The organism is Acinetobacter sp. CAU_H_60 (assembly GCF_058599385.1).
Genome location: NZ_CM178653.1, coordinates 823418 through 842597 on the forward strand (window position 1 = coordinate 823418; position 19180 = coordinate 842597).

Annotated in this window: 14 protein-coding genes; 9 read left to right on the forward strand and 5 right to left on the reverse strand. The window is 42.1% G+C overall.

The features are described 5' to 3' along the window. The first annotated feature begins 197 nt into the window (after positions 1 to 197). Positions 198 to 899, forward strand: coding sequence for an HAD family hydrolase (locus AC4MBN_RS03790; protein WP_419363194.1), 702 nt, complete (start codon positions 198 to 200; stop codon positions 897 to 899). On the opposite strand, the gene AC4MBN_RS03795 is transcribed toward AC4MBN_RS03790, so the two are convergent. Further along, on the reverse strand, positions 896 to 1573 hold the full coding sequence (locus tag AC4MBN_RS03795) for a DUF421 domain-containing protein (RefSeq protein WP_419374341.1): 678 nt from the start codon (positions 1571 to 1573) through the stop codon (positions 896 to 898). The two genes, AC4MBN_RS03790 and AC4MBN_RS03795, sit on opposite strands and share 4 nt — an antisense overlap. Positions 1574 to 2051: 478 nt before the next feature. Here AC4MBN_RS03795 and AC4MBN_RS03800 point away from each other — a divergent pair, with 478 nt between their 5' ends. The 4 genes from AC4MBN_RS03800 to AC4MBN_RS03815 all read left to right on the forward strand — a co-directional run bounded on the left by AC4MBN_RS03800 (position 2052) and on the right by AC4MBN_RS03815 (position 5313). After that, positions 2052 to 2738 (forward strand): carbonic anhydrase, encoded by a 687-nt coding sequence (locus AC4MBN_RS03800; RefSeq protein ID WP_419374457.1) that lies wholly within the window; start codon positions 2052 to 2054, stop codon positions 2736 to 2738. Positions 2739 to 2881: 143 nt separating this feature from the next. Beyond that, on the forward strand, positions 2882 to 3925 hold the full coding sequence (locus AC4MBN_RS03805; protein ID WP_491880938.1) for a molecular chaperone DnaJ: 1044 nt from the start codon (positions 2882 to 2884) through the stop codon (positions 3923 to 3925). 90 nt (positions 3926 to 4015) lie between these two features. After that, the gene (locus AC4MBN_RS03810; protein ID WP_491880697.1) at positions 4016 to 4396 is read left to right on the forward strand and encodes an endonuclease domain-containing protein; all 381 of its coding nucleotides are present in this window, start codon (positions 4016 to 4018) and stop codon (positions 4394 to 4396) included. Positions 4397 to 4536: 140 nt separating this feature from the next. Beyond that, the gene (locus tag AC4MBN_RS03815; RefSeq protein WP_491880698.1) at positions 4537 to 5313 is read left to right on the forward strand and encodes a hypothetical protein; all 777 of its coding nucleotides are present in this window, start codon (positions 4537 to 4539) and stop codon (positions 5311 to 5313) included. A 65-nt stretch (positions 5314 to 5378) separates the two neighbouring features. Here AC4MBN_RS03815 and AC4MBN_RS03820 read toward each other — a convergent pair whose 3' ends face one another. Next, complete coding sequence (locus AC4MBN_RS03820; RefSeq protein ID WP_491880699.1) at positions 5379 to 8273, reverse strand: valine--tRNA ligase; 2895 nt, start codon at positions 8271 to 8273, stop codon at positions 5379 to 5381. Positions 8274 to 8447: 174 nt separating this feature from the next. Between AC4MBN_RS03820 and AC4MBN_RS03825 the strand changes: the two genes are divergently transcribed. The 3 genes from AC4MBN_RS03825 (at position 8448) to AC4MBN_RS03835 (ending at position 11490) form a co-directional block, all read left to right on the forward strand. Further along, on the forward strand, positions 8448 to 9143 hold the full coding sequence (locus tag AC4MBN_RS03825) for a hypothetical protein (RefSeq protein ID WP_491876061.1): 696 nt from the start codon (positions 8448 to 8450) through the stop codon (positions 9141 to 9143). Then, the gene (locus AC4MBN_RS03830; protein WP_419363206.1) at positions 9143 to 9949 is read left to right on the forward strand and encodes an SDR family oxidoreductase; all 807 of its coding nucleotides are present in this window, start codon (positions 9143 to 9145) and stop codon (positions 9947 to 9949) included. The genes AC4MBN_RS03825 and AC4MBN_RS03830 overlap by 1 nt, the downstream gene beginning before the upstream one ends. Positions 9950 to 10215: 266 nt before the next feature. Beyond that, complete coding sequence (locus tag AC4MBN_RS03835) at positions 10216 to 11490, forward strand: glutaminase (protein WP_491880700.1); 1275 nt, start codon at positions 10216 to 10218, stop codon at positions 11488 to 11490. A gap of 207 nt (positions 11491 to 11697) precedes the next feature. On the opposite strand, the gene dhaK is transcribed toward AC4MBN_RS03835, so the two are convergent. Continuing rightward, positions 11698 to 13428 carry a dihydroxyacetone kinase subunit DhaK gene (dhaK, locus tag AC4MBN_RS03840; RefSeq protein WP_419374347.1) on the reverse strand — a complete coding sequence of 577 codons (1731 nt, stop codon included), beginning with the start codon at positions 13426 to 13428 and terminating at the stop codon, positions 11698 to 11700. Positions 13429 to 13686: 258 nt separating this feature from the next. Here dhaK and AC4MBN_RS03845 point away from each other — a divergent pair, with 258 nt between their 5' ends. After that, positions 13687 to 14061 carry an endonuclease domain-containing protein gene (locus AC4MBN_RS03845; RefSeq protein ID WP_419363212.1) on the forward strand — a complete coding sequence of 125 codons (375 nt, stop codon included), beginning with the start codon at positions 13687 to 13689 and terminating at the stop codon, positions 14059 to 14061. Between the two features lie 93 nt (positions 14062 to 14154). On the opposite strand, the gene AC4MBN_RS03850 is transcribed toward AC4MBN_RS03845, so the two are convergent. After that, positions 14155 to 14985, reverse strand: coding sequence for a TIGR02391 family protein (locus AC4MBN_RS03850; RefSeq protein WP_491880701.1), 831 nt, complete (start codon positions 14983 to 14985; stop codon positions 14155 to 14157). Between the two features lie 254 nt (positions 14986 to 15239). Continuing rightward, positions 15240 to 18926: a methionine synthase gene (gene metH, locus AC4MBN_RS03855; protein WP_419374348.1), complete on the reverse strand. Its 3687-nt coding sequence runs from the start codon at positions 18924 to 18926 to the stop codon at positions 15240 to 15242. Positions 18927 to 19180: the final 254 nt, after the last annotated feature.

Genomic DNA, 19180 nt, shown 5'->3' on the forward strand with positions numbered 1-19180 from the left:
TTTTAATTAAAGCATAGGGATTTTGTACATGCTTAAAATACAAATTCTAACCCAGAGTTTTATTTTCCTATCAAAAATCGGTACTTCAGCATCACTTTTTATGCTCAAAACAACAAAACTTAGTAATTTTATGTCTGATCTAACAAGTTTCGGACTGTTAACATGATTGAAAGTTTCAGCATTTCGTTTTGAAAATTATGACCATTCAAGCAGTTTTATTCGATCTCGACAATACCTTGACACACCGTGATCTGACGACACAGGCTTATAGCCGTTATCTGGCAGAATATTATGCTTCGGCACTAGCACAGGTTGAACTTGAGAAAATTATCGAGATTGTACGACGCATTGATAATGGCGGTTATCCGAAAAAGGAATTGCTCACCCATGGCAGTATTGGCGCTTCAGCCGCATATGCATTGTTGCAGGAATTATCCTGGTTAACTCCACCAGCTCTAGATGAGCTAGCGCAGTTCTGGTTCAACCAGTTTGGCCGTTTTGCCGTAGAGATGCCGCAAGCAGGACAAGTATTAAAACGGCTTAAAACTGAAGGTTATCGCTTGGCCATTGTATCCAATGGAGGACATGAGACCCGATTAAATACCCTTCGCGGTTTAGGTATTGCAGATTATTTTGATGAGATTGTCAGTTCAGGATTGGTCGGCTTTAATAAACCGCAGCCGGAAATTTTCCAGATTACCGCAGAGCGTTTAGGTGTACAACCAAAGCAGTGTCTTTATATTGGTGATCATCCTGTTAATGATGTTCAAGGCGCAACAGCCGCGGGTATGCATGCTTTATGGATGCAAGGTTTCCATCCGGATGCCGGGCATATTCAATACAAAATTCAGCAACTGCCAGAAATCTTTGACCATTTGCAACGACTTAAGCAGCTCTAAGTAATCCGGTGGCTATTCATGGCTTTTGCCCATTGGTGAGAATGGCAGCGTGGACAAGTTTGTTTTGCTTCTTTTAAATGCTGGACTTGACCGCAATAAATACAGGCATAAAGCTCTTCTGGTCTGACTTCTTTGACAATGCAGCAGGATTTAGGGAAAAGCGGGAGCCCATGCTGAACATCATCTGGATGGAAATACAAAATACTAAATTTACCGTCAGTTTCCAGTAAACCCAAGCGCACCTGACCCAAGTGTTCAATGCCTTGCTGACGCATCTCAGCAAAGAATTCATCATGAGACATTTTGCCTTTTTTAATTTCATCAATGACCAGTAAACCATCTTCCACAATATGAATCGGTTTGCCTTCGAGCAGGTCTTCAAACCATTGAAATTTCATCATGAGCCAAGTAGTCAGACGATACAGGAAAATGATCACCGACATGATCAGCGCCGCCTGAATCAGGGGAAGATCTTCTGTAAACATCGGATCGCCGGCAATAGAACCTAAAGCAAGAATGATGGTGACTTCAAAGATCGAAAGTTGTCGTACCCCACGTTTACCTGTCAGCCGCAGAAACAGGATAATCATCGCGTACATGACTACACAGCGCAGCAAAATCTCTGTGGCAAATTCCCAGGTCGTATCATTTATAAATATGGTGGCCCAGTCCATTGTTATTATTCCAGATCACTCTTTGTTCCGAGTCTAGCAATCTCGGCTGTTAGTTTGCTGCTGTAATTATGTAAGTTTTTGAATAAAAATAAATTATGTTTTTTGAATATGATTGCTATGAGTGAAAGATATAGCGATTTTAAGAAAATAAGATAGATATTTCATGTAAATATTGATTGATTATTCAATAAATTAAATTTGAACCAGTTCACATTTTACTCTGTGTAACTTTTAAGCAGTACAAATAATATCCTGCTGAAATATATCAAGATAAAATCTGAGCAATTTCCTAGGAATAATAAGAACTATTTAATGATTTGTAATCAAATAACTTGGAACTTATAAATTTCTGTATGTTGTGCCCTGAAAAATATAGCGATTAGATCAAGCTAAAAATCTGTTTTTTAAATTAAAAATATTGATTTTGACTTCCAAGAAAGGATGTGTTGTGAAAAAGATATTCACGCTTTTAACGGTTATGGGCTTAAGTACAGCAGTATTTGCAGATGCAGACTGGAACTATAATCAGCCTGAACAATGGTCGACTCTAAACCAGAAATATTCAGCCTGTAGTGGGCTGAACCAGTCACCGATCAATATTGAACGAACAGTCAAAGCCGAACTGGAACCGCTCAAGTTTAGCTATAACACCATGATTCACGCGATTGAAAATAAAGGTCATACCGTTCAGGTAGACTTTGCTCAAGGCGGAGAATTGCAGCTGGATGGTGAAACTTTTGTGCTGAAACAGTTTCATCTGCATAGCCCAAGTGAGAACCTGATTAAAGGCAAGAGCTATCCTCTAGAGATTCATTTTGTCCATGCCAATGCTCAAGGTGAACTGGCTGTAGTGGCGATGATGTTTGAGCAGGGTACAGAAAATCCGATGCTTAAACGTATGTGGAACCGCTTGCCGAAAAAGCAAGGTGAAAAAGTTGTCTTAAAGACCCAGCAACCTGTAAATGAGATGTTGCCTAAGAATCTGGATTATTACCGTTTTAGCGGTTCGCTGACGACACCTCCATGTTCCGAAGGTGTGCGCTGGTTAATTCTAAAAGAGATCCAGCAGGCCTCTGCGACACAGATTTCAGAATTTTCCAAGCTAATGGGCCATCCAAATAACCGTCCGGTACAGTCCTTAAATGGCCGTGTGGTACTGGAATAATAAAGAACCACATGGAAAAAGCAGACTTCGTTCTGCTTTTTTTAATTCTGATACAAATTTCAATAGCCTAAGGTGAAAAGAACTTTGTAGCGAATGCTGAAAGAATTAATATAGATAAGATTTCCTTGGGTCTTTCTGCTGCCATGCTCTTTGACTTAAAAACCATGATCCAGCCATTCACAGCGCTTTCGCCACAGCAGAAGAAGCTGGATCGTCTGATTGATAAAATCGAACAGCAGAAGCTGGAGTTAAAACAATGGCAACAGGCTGAAGAAGACCTACAGCAATATACGCATAAAACTTTCATGCCGGTCTATCATGAATTACATGGTGTGCTGTTTGAGCAGCTCGAACAGCTCTGGAAGCACTTGCAGGAAACAGATTTTACCAAGGTCGAGTTGGTAGTACTGGATGAGAAGATTCAATACCTGGCAGATTATCTGCAAGATTTTCAGGCGATGTCAGCGCAAGAAGCCAATAAGGTAAATGAAATCTTCACCTATTATCAGCAGCGTGCCGAACATGCCCAATTCAGGAAAAGCCAAAAAAAGACCAATGAACTTGAAAGGTTTTTTAAGAATGAAAATGTCCCAGATCCGGCAGATGCTGAGGGATTTGAAGAATGGGCTTCTGATCATTTTCAGCAAGTCCGCGAGCAGGCCAAACTAAAACGCCGGCAGGAAAAGCAGGAACAGGCAGCCGCAATGGCAGAGCAATCAGTGAAATCGGTATATTTAAAGATTGCTGCAGCGATTCATCCGGATCGTGAAGCAAATGACGTAAAGAAGATTAAAAAGACTGAATTGTTGCAACGTGCCAATGAGGCTTATGCAGAACAGGATTTGTTTGCTTTACTAAAAATGCAGCTTCAGATTGAGCAAGATCGAGATCCTTCGCAAAAGAGTTTAAGTGCAGAGCAAGTCAAGCTGTATCAACTGGCTTTGGATGTGCAGAGCCAGAAGTTACAAGAGCAGATTGATGCATTGATCAATCGATTGGTCTGGTCATCAAAAACCAGAATTGCAGTCAAAAAGGCAAAAGGTAAGGTTCAAATTGCTGACTTGTATAAGCAGATTGATGAAGATACTTCTACTATCAAGCAGCAAATCAAAGTAGAAAAAGAACGTCTGATGTATATCAAAAAGTTAAGTGGATTAGAGATGTTTTTAAGGCATGGGATGCTTTAAGGTTTTTCTCCCTCTCCCTTTGGGAGAGGGTCGGGGTGAGGGCATTTAAAATTTCTGTTATCCTCAATAAAATAATAAAAACAAAATCCCATGAACAAAAAGCTCGATCCTCAACTACTCATTTTCGCCAAATCTATGCACCATAGTGCTACTGATGCAGAACAAGTGATGTGGCAAATACTAGGTACTAAGCGTTTTATGAATCTCAAGTTTCGCCGTCAGCATGTGATTGCTTCCTTTATTGTAGATTTTTACTGTCATGAAATTGGTTTAGTGATTGAGTTGGATGGCAGTCAGCATGGAACGGATGATGGACTTGAATATGATGCTGAACGCACAAAGTTTTTAGAGTCTTTGGGTTTGAGAGTTGTGAGGTATTGGAATAATGAAGTGTTGTTAGAAACTGATGATGTATTAGATGATTTATGGAAAGTGTGTTTAGGGCTTAAAAGTAAAAACACCTCTCCCTAACCCTCTCCTAAAAGGAGAGGGAATTTCATTACTAAATCCATGCAAGCATTAATTCAAATGACGCTCCATCTCCCTATGGGAGAGGGCTGGGGTGAGGGTATAATAAGAATATTAAATGTTAATTTTATATAGGGAAAATAATGTCTTATTTGAATCTAGCTACACATCAAGTATTACTTCGCAGTTATGAAGAATTAGCTATATTACACAATAGAAAAAATAAGCCAGAAAACCCAAAATTGACAGATGATGGATTTAGTGAGAGTTACTTGAAAGTATTTTCTAAGGAAGAAAAAAGAATAGATAACTATGTATATAACTTCCCATTACTTTCGATGAATGCAGCAATAATTGAGGGAGCGTTAAGATACGTATTATCTCAAAATTTGAGAGCTGAGATTAGCAGGCATATTAGGGAAAATTCAAAAAAAGGAGCTACAGGAAAATCATCGTATGAAAATATTTTGGATAGTTTCCTTATTCGTTTAGAAAGTGAGGGAGGTATTGAAAAGTTATTTTCGTTTTATACAGGTTTTTTAAAATTTGATATTAGTAAAGAAATTGATAAAGACACCTATAGAAAAATAAAAATTTTATTTAGTCTCAGAAATATTTTGGCTCATGGTACTACATTGGTTGAGACAGATCCAAATTCAATTGATGAAAATAATGAAGCATTTTTTAAACAGCAAAAGACTTTGGAAGAAGCAAGAAAATTGTTGAATCAATTATATGGTGAAGATGATTTCTTAAAAAATTTAAGCCATTTTGAATTACCTAAATTTTTTATGGATACAACTCAAGAATTTTTAAAAGAATTTAAGAGTAAATTTGGCGCCAAATTTAAATTATCTGATGATGATAATCGGTTTTTAGATAAGATAATCAAATACTCATGGGGATATAGATTAGTTTAACTTTAAAAATAAAGGGCTGAATAATCAGCCCTTTATACTACAAATTAGATCAAACTAACAACACATTAAAGCGCCGCAATTTGCTCCATATTCGCTTTAATCTTCGCTAACTGATCAGCAAACTCAGCAAGTTTAACTTTCTCGCCTTCAACCACAGCAGCAGGCGCTTTCGCCACAAAACCTTCATTCGAAAGTTTGTTGGCAATTTGGTCATGCTGTTTCTGAACTTTGTCTAAGTCTTTTTGCAGACGACCTAATTCCGCTTTCGGATCAATCAGACCTTTCATTGGAACGAATACAGACACGTGACCTACAACACTCGATGAAGACAATGGTGGTTGTTCACCATCAGAAAGGAAAGTGATGCTTTCAACTTTCGCCAATGCTTTAAATAGCGCTTCAATACGTGTGATCTGCGCTTTTTCAGCTTCAGTCGTGTTCTGAAGGAGAACTGGTAACAGACGCGCATTACCTAGGCCCATTTCACCACGGATGTTACGTACTGCACCGATCAGACCTTGCAGCCATTGCATGTCTGCTTCAGCTTGTTCGTTGATCTTCGCTTCATCTGCAACAGGATACTGAGCCAGCATGATGGTTTCGCCAGAGATCCCCAATTTCGGTGCAAGCGTTTGCCAGATTTCTTCAGTCAGGTACGGCATGATTGGATGCGCAAGACGTAAAGATGCTTCCATCACCGCCAATAACACACGACGAACTTCAGCTTTACGCTCTTCAGATACGTTTTCATCATTCAGAACCGGTTTAGTCAGCTCGACATACCAGTCACAGTATTCATTCCAGATGAACTCGTAGATCGCTTGAGCAGCTAAGTCTAGACGGTAAGTTGCGAATGCTTGCTGAACCGCTTGTTCCGCTTTTTGCAAACGGCTCACGATCCATTGTTCTGGCAATTCCCAAAGATCAGGACGTGCAGTTTGACCAACCGTTTGACCTTCAACATTCATCATCACGAAACGGGTACCGTTCCAGATTTTGTTGGCGAAGTTACGGTAACCTTCAACACGTTTCATGTCGAACTTAATGTCACGGCCAGTGTTTGCTAATGCACAGAAGGTGAAACGAACCGCGTCAGTACCGTAAGCCTGAATACCTTCAGGGAATTCTTTACGGGTAGATTTTTCGATCTTCGCCGCCTGTTTAGGGTTCATCAGACCGAAAGTACGTTTTTGTACCAAGGTTTCCAGATCAACACCATCAATCAGGTCTAATGGGTCAAGTACGTTACCCTTAGATTTAGACATTTTCTGACCTTCGCCATCACGTACCAGACCGTGTACATACACAGTTTTGAATGGTACTTGTGGTGTGCCATCTTCATTTTTCATGAAGTGCATGGTCATCATGATCATCCGGGCAACCCAGAAGAAGATGATGTCGAAACCAGTCACAAGCACATCAGTTGGGTGGAAAGTATTCAAGAAATAGTTTTCTTTATCTTTCGCTTCGTCGCCAGTCCAGCCTAATGTTGAGAATGTCCACAAACCAGAAGAGAACCAGGTATCCAGTACATCTTCGTCCTGTTTTAATTCAACTTCAGGTGCAATACCGTGTTTCGCGCGAACTTCTTCTTCGTTACGACCGACAAATACATTGCCTTCAGCATCGTACCAAGCCGGAATACGGTGACCCCACCACAATTGACGCGAGATACACCAGTCCTGAATGTTGTTCATCCATGACATATACATGTTACTGTATTGCTCAGGAACGAACTTGATCCGGCCATCTTTTACCGCTTCAATAGCAGGTTCAGCCAGTGGTGCAATTTTCACATACCATTGGTCTGTTAGAAGTGGCTCAACGATTACGCCTGAACGGTCACCGCGAGGTGGTTTCAAAGTGTATGGTTGGATCTGATCTAACCAGCCTTCAGCTTCCGCTTGCTCAACCAGTTTTTTACGTGCTTCAAAACGTTCTAAGCCAATGTAGTCTGCTGGTGCTGGGATGGTTTTAGAAATCTGTTCGCCGGCTTTCGCGATGTATTCAAACTCAGCCAGAACTTCAGCATTTTTGTTGAAAATGTTGATCAGTGCCAGACCACAGCGTTTACCCACTTCATAGTCATTAAAGTCGTGCGCAGGCGTAATTTTCACACAGCCTGTACCGAATTCTTTTTCAACATATTCATCAGCAACGATGGCAACGGTACGGCCAGTAATTGGCAATACAATATTTTTGCCGACAAGATGCGCATAACGTTCATCTTCAGGGTTGACCGCAACCGCAGTATCACCGAGTAATGTTTCTGGACGAGTGGTTGCAACGACAATATGGTCTTTACCATCTTGAGTGCGCAGTGATTTATCTTCAAAGAAATATTTGAAGTGCCACAATGAGCTTTGTTCTTCTTTATCAGATTCTACTTCAAGGTCAGACAGGGCGGTTTGCAGTTTAGGATCCCAGTTCACCAGACGTTTGCCGCGGTAAATCAGGCCTTCTTCATGCAGTTTCACGAATACTTCTTTAACGGCGTTGGATAAACCTTCATCCATGGTGAAGCGTTCACGTGACCAGTCTACAGAAGAACCCAAACGACGGATTTGACGGGTAATATTACCGCCAGATTGCTCTTTCCATTCCCAGACTTTTTCGATGAACTTTTCACGGCCCAGATCATGACGGCTTACGCCTTGAGCACCTAACTGACGCTCAACAACCATCTGGGTTGCGATCCCCGCATGGTCAGTACCTGGCTGCCATAAGGTATTTTTGCCTGACATACGGTTATAACGGGTCAACGCATCCATGATGGCATTGTTAAAACCATGACCCATGTGCAAGCTACCAGTGACGTTTGGCGGCGGAATCATGATACAGAATGATTCACCTTTTTGAGACGGCTTGAAGTAACCGCGCTCTTCCCAGGTTTGGTACCATTTTTTCTCGATCTCGGTCGGATCGTAGGTCGTAGCAATATTTTGCGCTGAATCAGTCATAGTCTAAACAGATCAAAAGTGGATAAAAAATTGCATCTATTGTAGCAAAAAAATCAAGGCATGCGGCAGCTTAACCAAAAGCAAACTTTCGCCAATTGGCAGTTGCCTGAACTCAACGTATGATAGATTGATAAAACGCGACTCATCGCAGACGATTAAAAAAAGGATAACAAGATGAGCTATAGCATTTCTCTCAAGATTCACCCCGATACCCATCAACGCTTTAAAGACCTGCATTCCCGATTTAATGCTGGCGAGCAGGAAAGTCTGGCCAAACTGCTCGGTGAAAATCTGGCCGATATTGCCTGTGAGATTATTGACCAGATTTTTGGTCGTGTGGTGCAGCTCTCCAGCTCCCCGGATCAGGAATCCGAAAAAGTCATTCAACAGATTTTAGAAACGACTCGCAAATATATGCCATGGTCGGTTTCTTTCTTTGGTAATGATCGGCTGATTCCTATGGTGAACTATCTGTACAAGATGACCCATGAAAATGAAGATGGATACTTTGTTCGCTATCCGGTAGAACGCATGCTGATCACGGAACTGCTGGGCTGCGTGGAGCAGATGAAAAGTGGCAATAACCAGTATGTCTCACCGGCATTGAAAGCTTTTATTCAGGTGGTGGATCAGGGTGTGACGCATCTGGTGCGTGAACCAAAAAAGATGCTGAAATTTAATGTGGTGGTGGATAAAACATTGAATGGTGTGATTCACCTGACCACACAACTGGGTTATAAACGTTTTGATAAACTCGGTAGCCTCTATGATGCGGATACCATGAGTTATTATTTTGAGCAGTTGCTGGCATTTCTGGAAGATGAAATACCGCCAGGAACACATTCGTATAAAGAGGGTGACAGGATTTAATGGCAAAACTAGAAAATTTACAGGGAAAAGTAGTCTGGATTACTGGAGCATCTTCAGGAATTGGTAAGGCACTGGCTGAAGAATGTGCTGCCCAAGGTGCACAGATAGTATTGACTGCACGACGTTTGGAAGAACTGGAAAAAGTCCGTGCAGGACTGGTGAATCCTGATCAACACATCTCAGTCGTGGCCGATATTACTGATGAAAGTCAGGTACGCACGGCTTATGAACAGGTGCTAAGTGAGAAAGGCCGCATTGACTGGCTGATCAATAATGCTGGACTCAGTCAGCGTGCCCTGATTCAGGAAACCACCATGCAGACTGAACGCGCCATTATGGAAGTCGATTATTTCTCTCAGGTGTTTTTGACCAAAACGGTTTTACCGACGTTTTTAAAACAGAAATCTGGCCGGATTGCCTTTATTTCCAGTGTAGCCGGTCTACTTGGAACTCAATATCGGGCGTCTTATTCAGCAGCCAAAGGCGCGATTCATATGTGGGCGAATAGCCTACGTGCTGAAATGGCAGATCAGGGTATTCAGGTATCCGTGATTTTTCCGGGATTTATTAAAACCAATGTGTCTTTTAATGCCTTAAATGGGGAAGGCAAACCTCAGGCCAAGCAAGATGAAGCGATTGAAAATGGCCTGGAATCGGCTGATTTTGCCCGTCAGACTGTAGAAGCGTTGAAACGTGGTGAAGAATATATCGTGGTGGGTGGCTCTAAAGAAAAACTGGGTGTTTTAGTTTCACGTCTATCGCCAAAAGTGTTGTATAAGATGATTCGCAAAACTAAGGTGAAATAATCTGCCTGGAACATCAAGCTGGTTCTCATCGGTTACAGGTTTATTGCTTCATAGAAATAGACCTGTAATCTGAAAGTAATGTGCTCATCTTTATGATTTCTCATTTTTAAGATTTCTTATCTTGTCCAATTAAGTCATCTATTTATTTTATCTCTTTTACCCATCTCCCATTTTCACAACATAAAACTGCATAAAAGTAGCAAAACCGTCTTCAGTATTCAGTTTTAATAAAAATGATATAAAAGATTGAGATGGGAGCATTTGCCATGAAAACGCCAGTACCGGATTATTTGAATCATGTGCTTTCTGCTTGCCATGATAATAAAAAAGGCGCGCTGGCAGATTACATTCCTGAACTTGCTGCGGTTGATCCTGACAAGCTCGGACTTGCACTATCGACAGTAGATGGAACCATCTATTCTGCCGGGAATGATGACGTTGAATTTACCATGCAGTCTCTTTCCAAGCCTTTTGCCTATGCGCTAGCAATCAAGGAACTAGGGCTAAAACAGGTACTGGAAAAAGTGGGTGTAGAACCTTCGGGAGAGGCCTTTAACCAGATTTCGTTGGAAAAAGAACGCAATATTCCAAAAAACCCGATGATTAATTCTGGTGCGATTACCACGCATTCTCTGATTCCTGCCAAGAAAACAGTATCACGTGCTGAACAGTTACGCCGTTTTTTAAGTGGACTGGCTGGACGTGAATTGTCCTTTGATGAGCAGGTGTATAACTCTGAGATTAAAACGGCTTTTCGGAATATGTCGATTGGCTACATGTTACGTACTGTTGGGGTGCTGGACGAAGATCCTAAAAAAATCGTGCATGGCTATATCAAGCAGTGTGCGATTAAGGTCACCGTCAAAGATCTAGCCGTGATCACCAGTATATTGGCCAATGGTGGTGTGCATCCTAAGACGGGTAAGCGCATGCTGGATCGGGCTTTAGTCCGGCAATTACTCAGTGTGATGCTAACCTGCGGTATGTACGATGCTGCAGGTGACTGGCTGACTACAGTCGGTATTCCGGCCAAGAGTGGTGTGGCAGGTGGCATTATTGGAGTACTGCCAGGGCAAGTGGGGATTGCGGTCTTTTCACCGAAAATCGATGAGCATGGTAATAGTGTACGTGGGGTCAGAATCTTTGAAAATCTGTCGCACGATATGGGACTGCATCTCATGGAAGGTACGCCGTCAGCACAGACTATTCTGCAAAGTCGTTACACAGTGGGGAAAAAGAATAACGTCGTGGTTTATGAATTGCGTGGCGTATTGCAGTTTACCGAGTCTGAAATGCTGCTACGGATCTTGCAGGATGAACCGGAAGGTAAAAGTACCATTATCCTCGATTTAACCAATCTCACTCTGATGCATGATGTCGGTGCCCGAATGCTGTTTGAAGGCGTGGATCGCTTAAAACAGGATGGGCATAAAGTGCTGGTTGTAGACTCAGAAGGTTTATTGGATAAAGATCAGTTGAAGGGGAGAAAGAGAGTGGTGGTGACGGAGGAATTGGAGAAGTTTTTGGAAAGGTTTAAATGAGACCTCTCCCTTGCGCAGCAGTGCTGCTCATCTCCTAAAAGGAGAGGCAATTTCATTTTTAAATTACTGAAGCAAATAAACACATGTTACTCCCTATCCCTGAGCGAGTTTAAAGCACTGCTTTAAAGGAAGCGCAAGAGAGGATTGAGGTAAGAATATAAATAAAAAGCCCCGAACAATGTCGAGGCTTTTTCACATCCTGTAATCTTATTTAATATGCTCAGCAATATCAGTAAAGATCACACCTAAACCATGTGCACCAGCATCTGGATAACCCAGGCTACGGTCACCTACAGTTCCAGCCCGGCCCATACGTGCCACGATGTCTTTGGTGGATTCTGCACCTTGAACCGCTGCTTGAGCACCTAGAACAAAGTTCTCTTTGAAGGTCTTGTCGGTATTGGCTGACCAAGAATCGGCACATGGAACCAGAGCATCAATCAGGGTTTTGTCACCTACAACGGCACCACGGCCAAATGAACGTTCACCAGTTGTTTGAATACCTTTTACCGCAGCTTGTAGCATCTCTGCAAAATCCGCAACAGTTAATGTGGTTTTACCTTTAATCGATTTGCTGGCTGCACGGAAAGCAGAACCCCAGATTGGACCAGATGCACCGCCACAATGTTCCATGATAATCATGGAACAGTTCAGCAGGAAATCATCCATCTGTTCAGCTTGAACCAGTTCATGCCATTGGCATTTCAGCTGTTTAAAGCCTTTTGCCACACTCATACCGAAGTCACCATCGCCGGCATGGGCATCCAGCTCACAGAAAGGCACTTCATTTTTAATGATACAGGCACTCATCACATCCACCACATAGCGCATGTTTTCAATGGTGAATTGTTCATTGGCAATCACAGCATGTTCAGGATGTGTTTCAACATCTGTATTTACTGTGCGTACAGCAGCTTGGTCTTTGGCAGCAAACTCAAATGGCAGTGCAGGTGAACCATCCATTTTAAATGCGGGGGTATTGGCTTCTGCATCCAGATAAGTTTTCAGTTCATCATCCACAGCTAGTAGCGAAACTGATGCACCTGCCATGTCGATACTGGTCATGTAGTTGCCGACAAAGGTACGGTAAATTTTGATGCCTTTACTTGCCAGATGTTCACATACATCATTATTGAACACATACAATTCTTGCAGTGGTGTTGTACCAAAGCCATTTACTAGAACTGCAACTTCAGTCAGGTTTGGACGATCCAGGAACAGGTCATCGACAATGCGCTGAGCTAGTTCTTTAGAAGGCAGAATCTTTTCACGACGGATCCCCGGTTCACCGTGGATACCGACGCCGTATTCCATTTCATCTTCAGCTAAAATGAACGTTGGTGTGCCTTTGGCTGGAACGGTACAAGAGGTAAAGGCAAAACCAAGGCTCATTACATTGTCTGCCGCTTTTTGTGCCAGTTCTTTCACACGTGCAAGTTCATAACCTTTAGAGGCAGCAGCACCGGCAATCTTATGCACGAAGATTGTACCAGCAACACCGCGACGACCAACTGTATATAGGCTGTCTTTTACTGCGATGTCATCTGCGACTTTTACGTAATCAACCTTGATGCCATCTTCAGTTGCTAATACAGCGGCATTTTGAAAATTCATCATATCGCCAGAATAGTTTTTGATGATCATCAACACGCCTTTGTCAGTCGCCACTTGCTGCAAGGCTTTATAAACTTGAATCTGTGAAGGTGAGGCAAACACGTCACCACATACGGCAGCGTCCAGCATGCCTTGACCGACAAAACCGGCATGAGCAGGTTCATGACCGCTACCCCCACCACTGATCAGCGCGACATTTTGGTGTTTTTCCTTTCGGGAAATGATTTTATAAGATTCATTAAATGCCAGTTCTGGATGTGCCAGGACAAAGCCTTTGCACATTTCGACAACGATGTTTTCAGCACCGTTCATGAGTTTCTTCATTGGAACACCAATAGTCATTGATTTGGGAGATAAATTTATTGGTCTATTATTCATGAAAGTGATGATTTTTGCAGACTTAAAAATGTAATAACGGACAATTTTGGAATGATGGGTTAGAAAAGGGGCGCATATTTGATAAATTAAATCCCTCCCAACCTCCCTTTGAAAAAGAGAGGAGCTGTCACGTAATTTATTTACATGGCGTCCCCCTCTTTGGAACATAGGGGTTAAGGGAGATTCTAAAAAATGAGAATAAAAATGAAACCTTACAATAAAAACTTAAAACAAGCCTCGCGTGACTTACGTAACAACCTGACCGATGCTGAAAAATTATTATGGTCACGACTTCGGAATAAGCAAATTTTAGGTTTGCAGTTTTATAGACAGAAACCAATTTTAAATTACATAGTGGACTTTTATTGCCCAGCAGCGAATTTGGTCATTGAATGTGATGGTAGTCAGCATTTTACAGATGGTGGTTTAGAGGCAGATCGGGTTCGTGATAAAGCCTTGGCTCAGCTAGGTTTAAAAGTATTGAGATTTGATAATAGGCAGGTGATGGGGCAGATTGATGATGTGGCAAATGTAATTTATAAATATTGTTTGAATGAACTTCCTAAAGAATCCCCCTAAATCCCCCTTTTATAAAGGGGGACTTCATGCGAATTTGATGGCGGTTATGGAATCACGTAGTTCCTCCCTTTTTCAAAGGGAGGTTAGGAGGGATTAAAAACTACTTTCATATATCTTTCTTGCTTCAGCGGCTTTATCTAATTTTCTATGAATTAATGATACTGTTGATAGAATATCTAAGGCATCTTGTTCATCAATATTCCATGTGATTTTGGGAGCATGAGCAGTCGTATTTCGAAAATTTCCAAAGACACCTTTAAGTAAATTCATGAAACCCTTCTGCTCGCTCTCCTCACTTTCAGTGGTAAGTTTATTTAATGCTAAATAAGGGATTTTACCTTTATAAGAAAAGGCTTGATCAACAAGTTCTGCACCATCAGTAGTTAAATTTGTTTTAATTCTAATTTTTTCAGCAATACTTTTAGTAGCTTCAAAAACCGCATGAAAATAATTATCTACGAGTAGTTCTGCTCTACAGAAGGCTAAGACATCAGGATGTATTTTTCTATCTAATAAAGTTTTTCTTAAATTTTGTGCTCGTGCTTCAGCTTCATCAAAAGTTTGAACTTTGTCTGCTTGCTTGAGTTCGCCACTTTCAGTGAGTTCAAAACCTTCAAATGACAAAATATAATTCAATTCAGTTCGTATATTTTCAAACCATTCTTTTCTATGGATATGCCGTGAAGGACGCATAACATACTTAATAAAAGCTAAGACATTATTGGAGCAGCGATCTTCAGTTTGTTTTGAGTATAGAGCATCATATAAGCGTTTCCATTTTGTTGAATTTAATTGAAGATCTTTGATATTACATTCAGCCAGATACTTGGTAATTTCTGTTCCTGAAAGCCCATTATTAGTTTCACCTAAAGTTTTACAGATGCTTTCTAAGCTTCCAAGATCTAAACTTTTTATTATTGCCATTTGTCAATCTTAAATTTTTCATGGATTTAAGCATTCTAAATATTCATTTTATTTATAGCAATTTAATCCCTCCCAACCTCCCTTTAAAAAAGGGAGGAGCTGTCATGTAATAAATTTGATACGTGAAATCCCCCTCTTTGAAAAAGAGGGGTTAGGGGAGATTAAAAACAAAAAAATCCCCTCACTCGAGGGGATTTTTTATATTCGATAAGAATGGATTCTTCTCCCTTTATCAAAGGGGGATCGAGGGGGGATTAAACCACTGAATCATCCAGATTTGGCGCTAACCAGCGTTTCGCTTCATCCAGTGTCCAGCCTTTACGCTTCGCATAATCTTCCAGCTGATCGCCAGAAATTTTGCCCACGTTAAAGTATTCAGTTTCAGGGTTTGCATAGTAGAAACCGCTCACTGATGAAGGTGGCCACATCGCAAAGCTAGAAGTCAGGTAAGTACCCATCTTCTCAGTCGTACCTAACCAGTCAAAGAGTGGCGCTTTTTCAGAATGTTCAGGACAAGCTGGGTAGCCCGGCGCAGGACGGATGCCGACATATTTCTCTTTGATCAATTCATCATTGTCTAGAGTTTCGTCTGCCTGATAGCCCCAGAACTCTTTACGGATCCTCTGGTGCAGATGCTCAGCAAAAGCTTCGGCAAAACGGTCACCCAAGGCTTGAACCATAATCGCATTATAGTCATCACCTTTGGCTTTATATTCCTGAGATAATTCTTCCGCACCGAAGATCGAAACGGTAAAGCCACCCAGATAATCCTGAGCTACATCTTTAGGTGCAATAAAGTCAGCCAATGAGTAGTTTGCTTTACCGGTTACTTTGTCAGATTGCTGACGTAAGTGCTCGAAGGTATGCGTTACGTTACCAGCTTCATCAGTCACTGCAACCGTATCTGAACCGGTACGATTTGCAGGGTAGATGCTGAACGTTGCACGCGCATCGAAACGTTTATTTTCGATAATGTCTTTCAACATTGCTTGTGCTTGTGCATACAGATCACGTGCTGCTTCACCAACGACTTCATCTTCAAGGATTTTCGGGAATTTACCCGCAAGGCTCCAAGAGATAAAGAACGGTGTCCAGTCAAAGTATTCCACCAAGGTTTCTAAAGGATAGTTGGTGAAAGTCTGTGAACCGATGAAGTTTGGTTTAAATGGCGCATTCTTGTCGAAGTCGATTTTGAAACCATTTTCAACCGATTCAGCATAAGACAGTTTCGCTGCTTTCGGCTGTTTGTTGGCAAGACGGGTACGGATTTTTTCATAATCCGCTGCATAGTCTGCTGCCAGTTTTGGCTTCATCTCGGCAGAAAGCAATTGAGTCGCTACACCTACAGCACGAGAGGCATCAGCTGTGTAGTACACGCCATCATTCTGGTATTGAGGGGCAATCTTCACAGCCGTATGTGCCTTAGAAGTCGTCGCACCACCAATCATCAATGGAATGTTAAAGCCTTTACGCTGCATTTCTTTGGCAACGAATACCATTTCATCCAGAGAAGGGGTGATCAGACCAGACAAACCGATGATGTCAACTTTCTCATCAATCGCAGTTTGCAGAATCTTTTCACATGGCACCATGACACCAAGATCGACCACGTCATAACCGTTACAGCCCAGTACCACACCAACGATATTCTTACCGATGTCATGTACGTCGCCTTTTACGGTGGCCATCAGGATTTTACCTTTGGCTTCACCTTGGGTTTTTTCCGCTTCAATGTACGGGTTCAACCAGGCCACGGCCTGTTTCATCACACGTGCAGATTTCACCACCTGTGGCAGGAACATTTTACCGGCACCGAACAAGTCACCGACCACATTCATACCGGCCATCAATGGACCTTCGATTACGTCGAGTGGACGAACGGCTTTCAGGCGAGCTTCTTCAGTATCCTGATCGATATAAGTGGTGATACCTTTAACCAGCGCATATTCAAGACGCTTTTCAACCGGTTCATTACGCCATTCCAGGTTTTCTTCAGCTTTTTGCGCGCCGCCTTGACCACGATATTTCTCAGCAATTTCAAGCAATTTTTCAGTTGCTTCGTTGCCACTTTCACCCTGGTTACGGTTCAGAATCACATCTTCAACCGCATCTTTCAGCTCTTTGTCGATGTCATCATAAATCGCCAATTGACCGGCATTCACGATACCCATGGTTAAACCTTGCTGGATACCGTAGTACAGGAATACCGCATGGATCGCTTCACGCACCGGTTCATTGCCACGGAATGAGAAGGATACGTTCGAGATACCACCAGAGATCATCGCATTTGGCAGGTTCTGTTTAATCCAGCCAGTAGCTTCAATGAAATCTACAGCATAGTTGTTGTGTTCTTCGATACCGGTTGCTACCGCGAACACGTTCGGGTCAAAGATGATGTCTTCAGACGGGAAGCCTACTTCATTCACCAACACGTCATAAGAACGCTTACAAATTTGTTTTTTACGTTCAGCAGTATCGGCCTGACCATTCTCATCGAATGCCATCACAATCACCGCTGCACCGTACTGACGGCAGAGGCGGGCACGTTCTACAAACTCGTCATAACCTTCTTTGAGGGAAATCGAGTTAACAACCGCTTTACCTTGGACGCATTTCAGACCAGCTTCAATGATTTCCCATTTTGATGAGTCAATCATGATTGGCACGCGTGAAATATCAGGTTCAGATGCCACCAGATTCAGGAAGTGCACCATCGCGCCTTCCGAATCAAGCATGCCTTCATCCATGTTAATGTCGATGATCTGTGCACCGGCTTCAACCTGTTGACGGGCAACATCTAGCGCTTCGGCGAAGTTTTCTTCTTTGATCAGACGCAGGAATTTTTTCGAACCGGTAACGTTAGTACGTTCACCGACGTTCACGAACAATGAATCTTTGGTAATGTTAAATGGTTCCAAACCACTTAAACGACATGCAGGCTCAATTTCTGGCACTTGACGTGGGGCAATACCTTCAACTGCTTGAGCAATGGCACGGATGTGATCAGGCGTCGTACCACAACAACCACCAGTAATATTGATCAGACCACTTTCCGCAAATTCTTTAATGAATGCTGCGGTCTCTTCCGGAGTTTCATCATAACCACCGAAGGCATTTGGTAAGCCTGCGTTAGGATGGGCGGACACAAAAGTATCAGCCACGTCAGATACAGTTTTTACGTGTGGGCGCATGGCATCTGCACCTAGGGCACAGTTAAAACCAATCGAAATTGGTTCTGCATGACGCATTGAGTTCCAGAACGCTTCTGCAGTTTGACCAGTCAGGGTACGACCAGACGCATCGGTAATCGTACCAGAAATCATAATTGGCAATTCAGTGCCTAGTTCTTTAAATACTTCCTTCACTGCAAAGATCGCAGCTTTGGCGTTTAAAGTATCGAATACGGTTTCGATCAGGATGATATCGACACCGCCTTCAATCAAGGCCTTGGTTGATTCGATGTAATTCACTTTCAATTCGTCAAAAGTGATATTACGGAAGGCAGGGTCATTTACATTTGGTGAAATCGACGTAGTACGTGATGTCGGACCAATTACACCTGCCACAAAACGTGGTTTTTCAGGCGTTGAATATTTTGCACAGGCTTCTTTAGCCAGACGTGCTGCTTCACGGTTGATTTCCGGAACCAGATCTTCCATGTGATAATCAGACATTGAAACACGGGTGCCGTTAAAGGTATTGGTTTCAATAATATCGGCACCAGCTTCAAGATACGCTTCATGAATGCCTTGAATAATCTGTGGCTGAGTCAGCACAAGTAAGTCGTTATTGCCTTTAAGGTCGTATGCCCAATCAGCAAAACGCTCACCACGATAATCGGCTTCTTCCAATTTATGGCGTTGGATCATGGTACCCATCGCACCATCGATAATTAAAATTCTCTTGGCAAGAAGTTCTTTTAGGGTGGCAAGTGTGGACATTCAAACTTTCTCAGTAAGCATCAAAAACGGCAATAATCTTAACAGATTAGTGCGCAGTTTTCTGTAACGCTTATACAGAATGCTGGATATGCCTGATTTGAAAATTTGATAAAGACACTCAAGCCGGTATAGAAAGCTGAAAACAGATGGAAATCTGGAAATTAAAGTTCTTGATAAAAGCGTGCGACTGGAAAATAAAATGTAAGCAGCTTTCATCAGAGTGTCATATAACAAAGCTAATCTTTAATCAAATA

What these genes read in the sequence shown, in the direction of transcription:
- AC4MBN_RS03790 (WP_419363194.1), top strand. Translation starts at nt 198, where the DNA reads ATGACCATTCAAGCAGTTTTATTCGATCTCGACAATACCTTGACACAC.
- AC4MBN_RS03795 (WP_419374341.1), bottom strand. Translation starts at nt 1,573, where the DNA reads ATGGACTGGGCCACCATATTTATAAATGATACGACCTGGGAATTTGCC.
- AC4MBN_RS03800 (WP_419374457.1), top strand. Translation starts at nt 2,052, where the DNA reads ATGGGCTTAAGTACAGCAGTATTTGCAGATGCAGACTGGAACTATAAT.
- AC4MBN_RS03805 (WP_491880938.1), top strand. Translation starts at nt 2,882, where the DNA reads ATGCTCTTTGACTTAAAAACCATGATCCAGCCATTCACAGCGCTTTCG.
- AC4MBN_RS03810 (WP_491880697.1), top strand. Translation starts at nt 4,016, where the DNA reads ATGAACAAAAAGCTCGATCCTCAACTACTCATTTTCGCCAAATCTATG.
- AC4MBN_RS03815 (WP_491880698.1), top strand. Translation starts at nt 4,537, where the DNA reads ATGTCTTATTTGAATCTAGCTACACATCAAGTATTACTTCGCAGTTAT.
- AC4MBN_RS03820 (WP_491880699.1), bottom strand. Translation starts at nt 8,273, where the DNA reads ATGACTGATTCAGCGCAAAATATTGCTACGACCTACGATCCGACCGAG.
- AC4MBN_RS03825 (WP_491876061.1), top strand. Translation starts at nt 8,448, where the DNA reads ATGAGCTATAGCATTTCTCTCAAGATTCACCCCGATACCCATCAACGC.
- AC4MBN_RS03830 (WP_419363206.1), top strand. Translation starts at nt 9,143, where the DNA reads ATGGCAAAACTAGAAAATTTACAGGGAAAAGTAGTCTGGATTACTGGA.
- AC4MBN_RS03835 (WP_491880700.1), top strand. Translation starts at nt 10,216, where the DNA reads ATGAAAACGCCAGTACCGGATTATTTGAATCATGTGCTTTCTGCTTGC.
- dhaK (WP_419374347.1), bottom strand. Translation starts at nt 13,428, where the DNA reads ATGAAGAAACTCATGAACGGTGCTGAAAACATCGTTGTCGAAATGTGC.
- AC4MBN_RS03845 (WP_419363212.1), top strand. Translation starts at nt 13,687, where the DNA reads ATGAAACCTTACAATAAAAACTTAAAACAAGCCTCGCGTGACTTACGT.
- AC4MBN_RS03850 (WP_491880701.1), bottom strand. Translation starts at nt 14,985, where the DNA reads ATGGCAATAATAAAAAGTTTAGATCTTGGAAGCTTAGAAAGCATCTGT.
- metH (WP_419374348.1), bottom strand. Translation starts at nt 18,926, where the DNA reads ATGTCCACACTTGCCACCCTAAAAGAACTTCTTGCCAAGAGAATTTTA.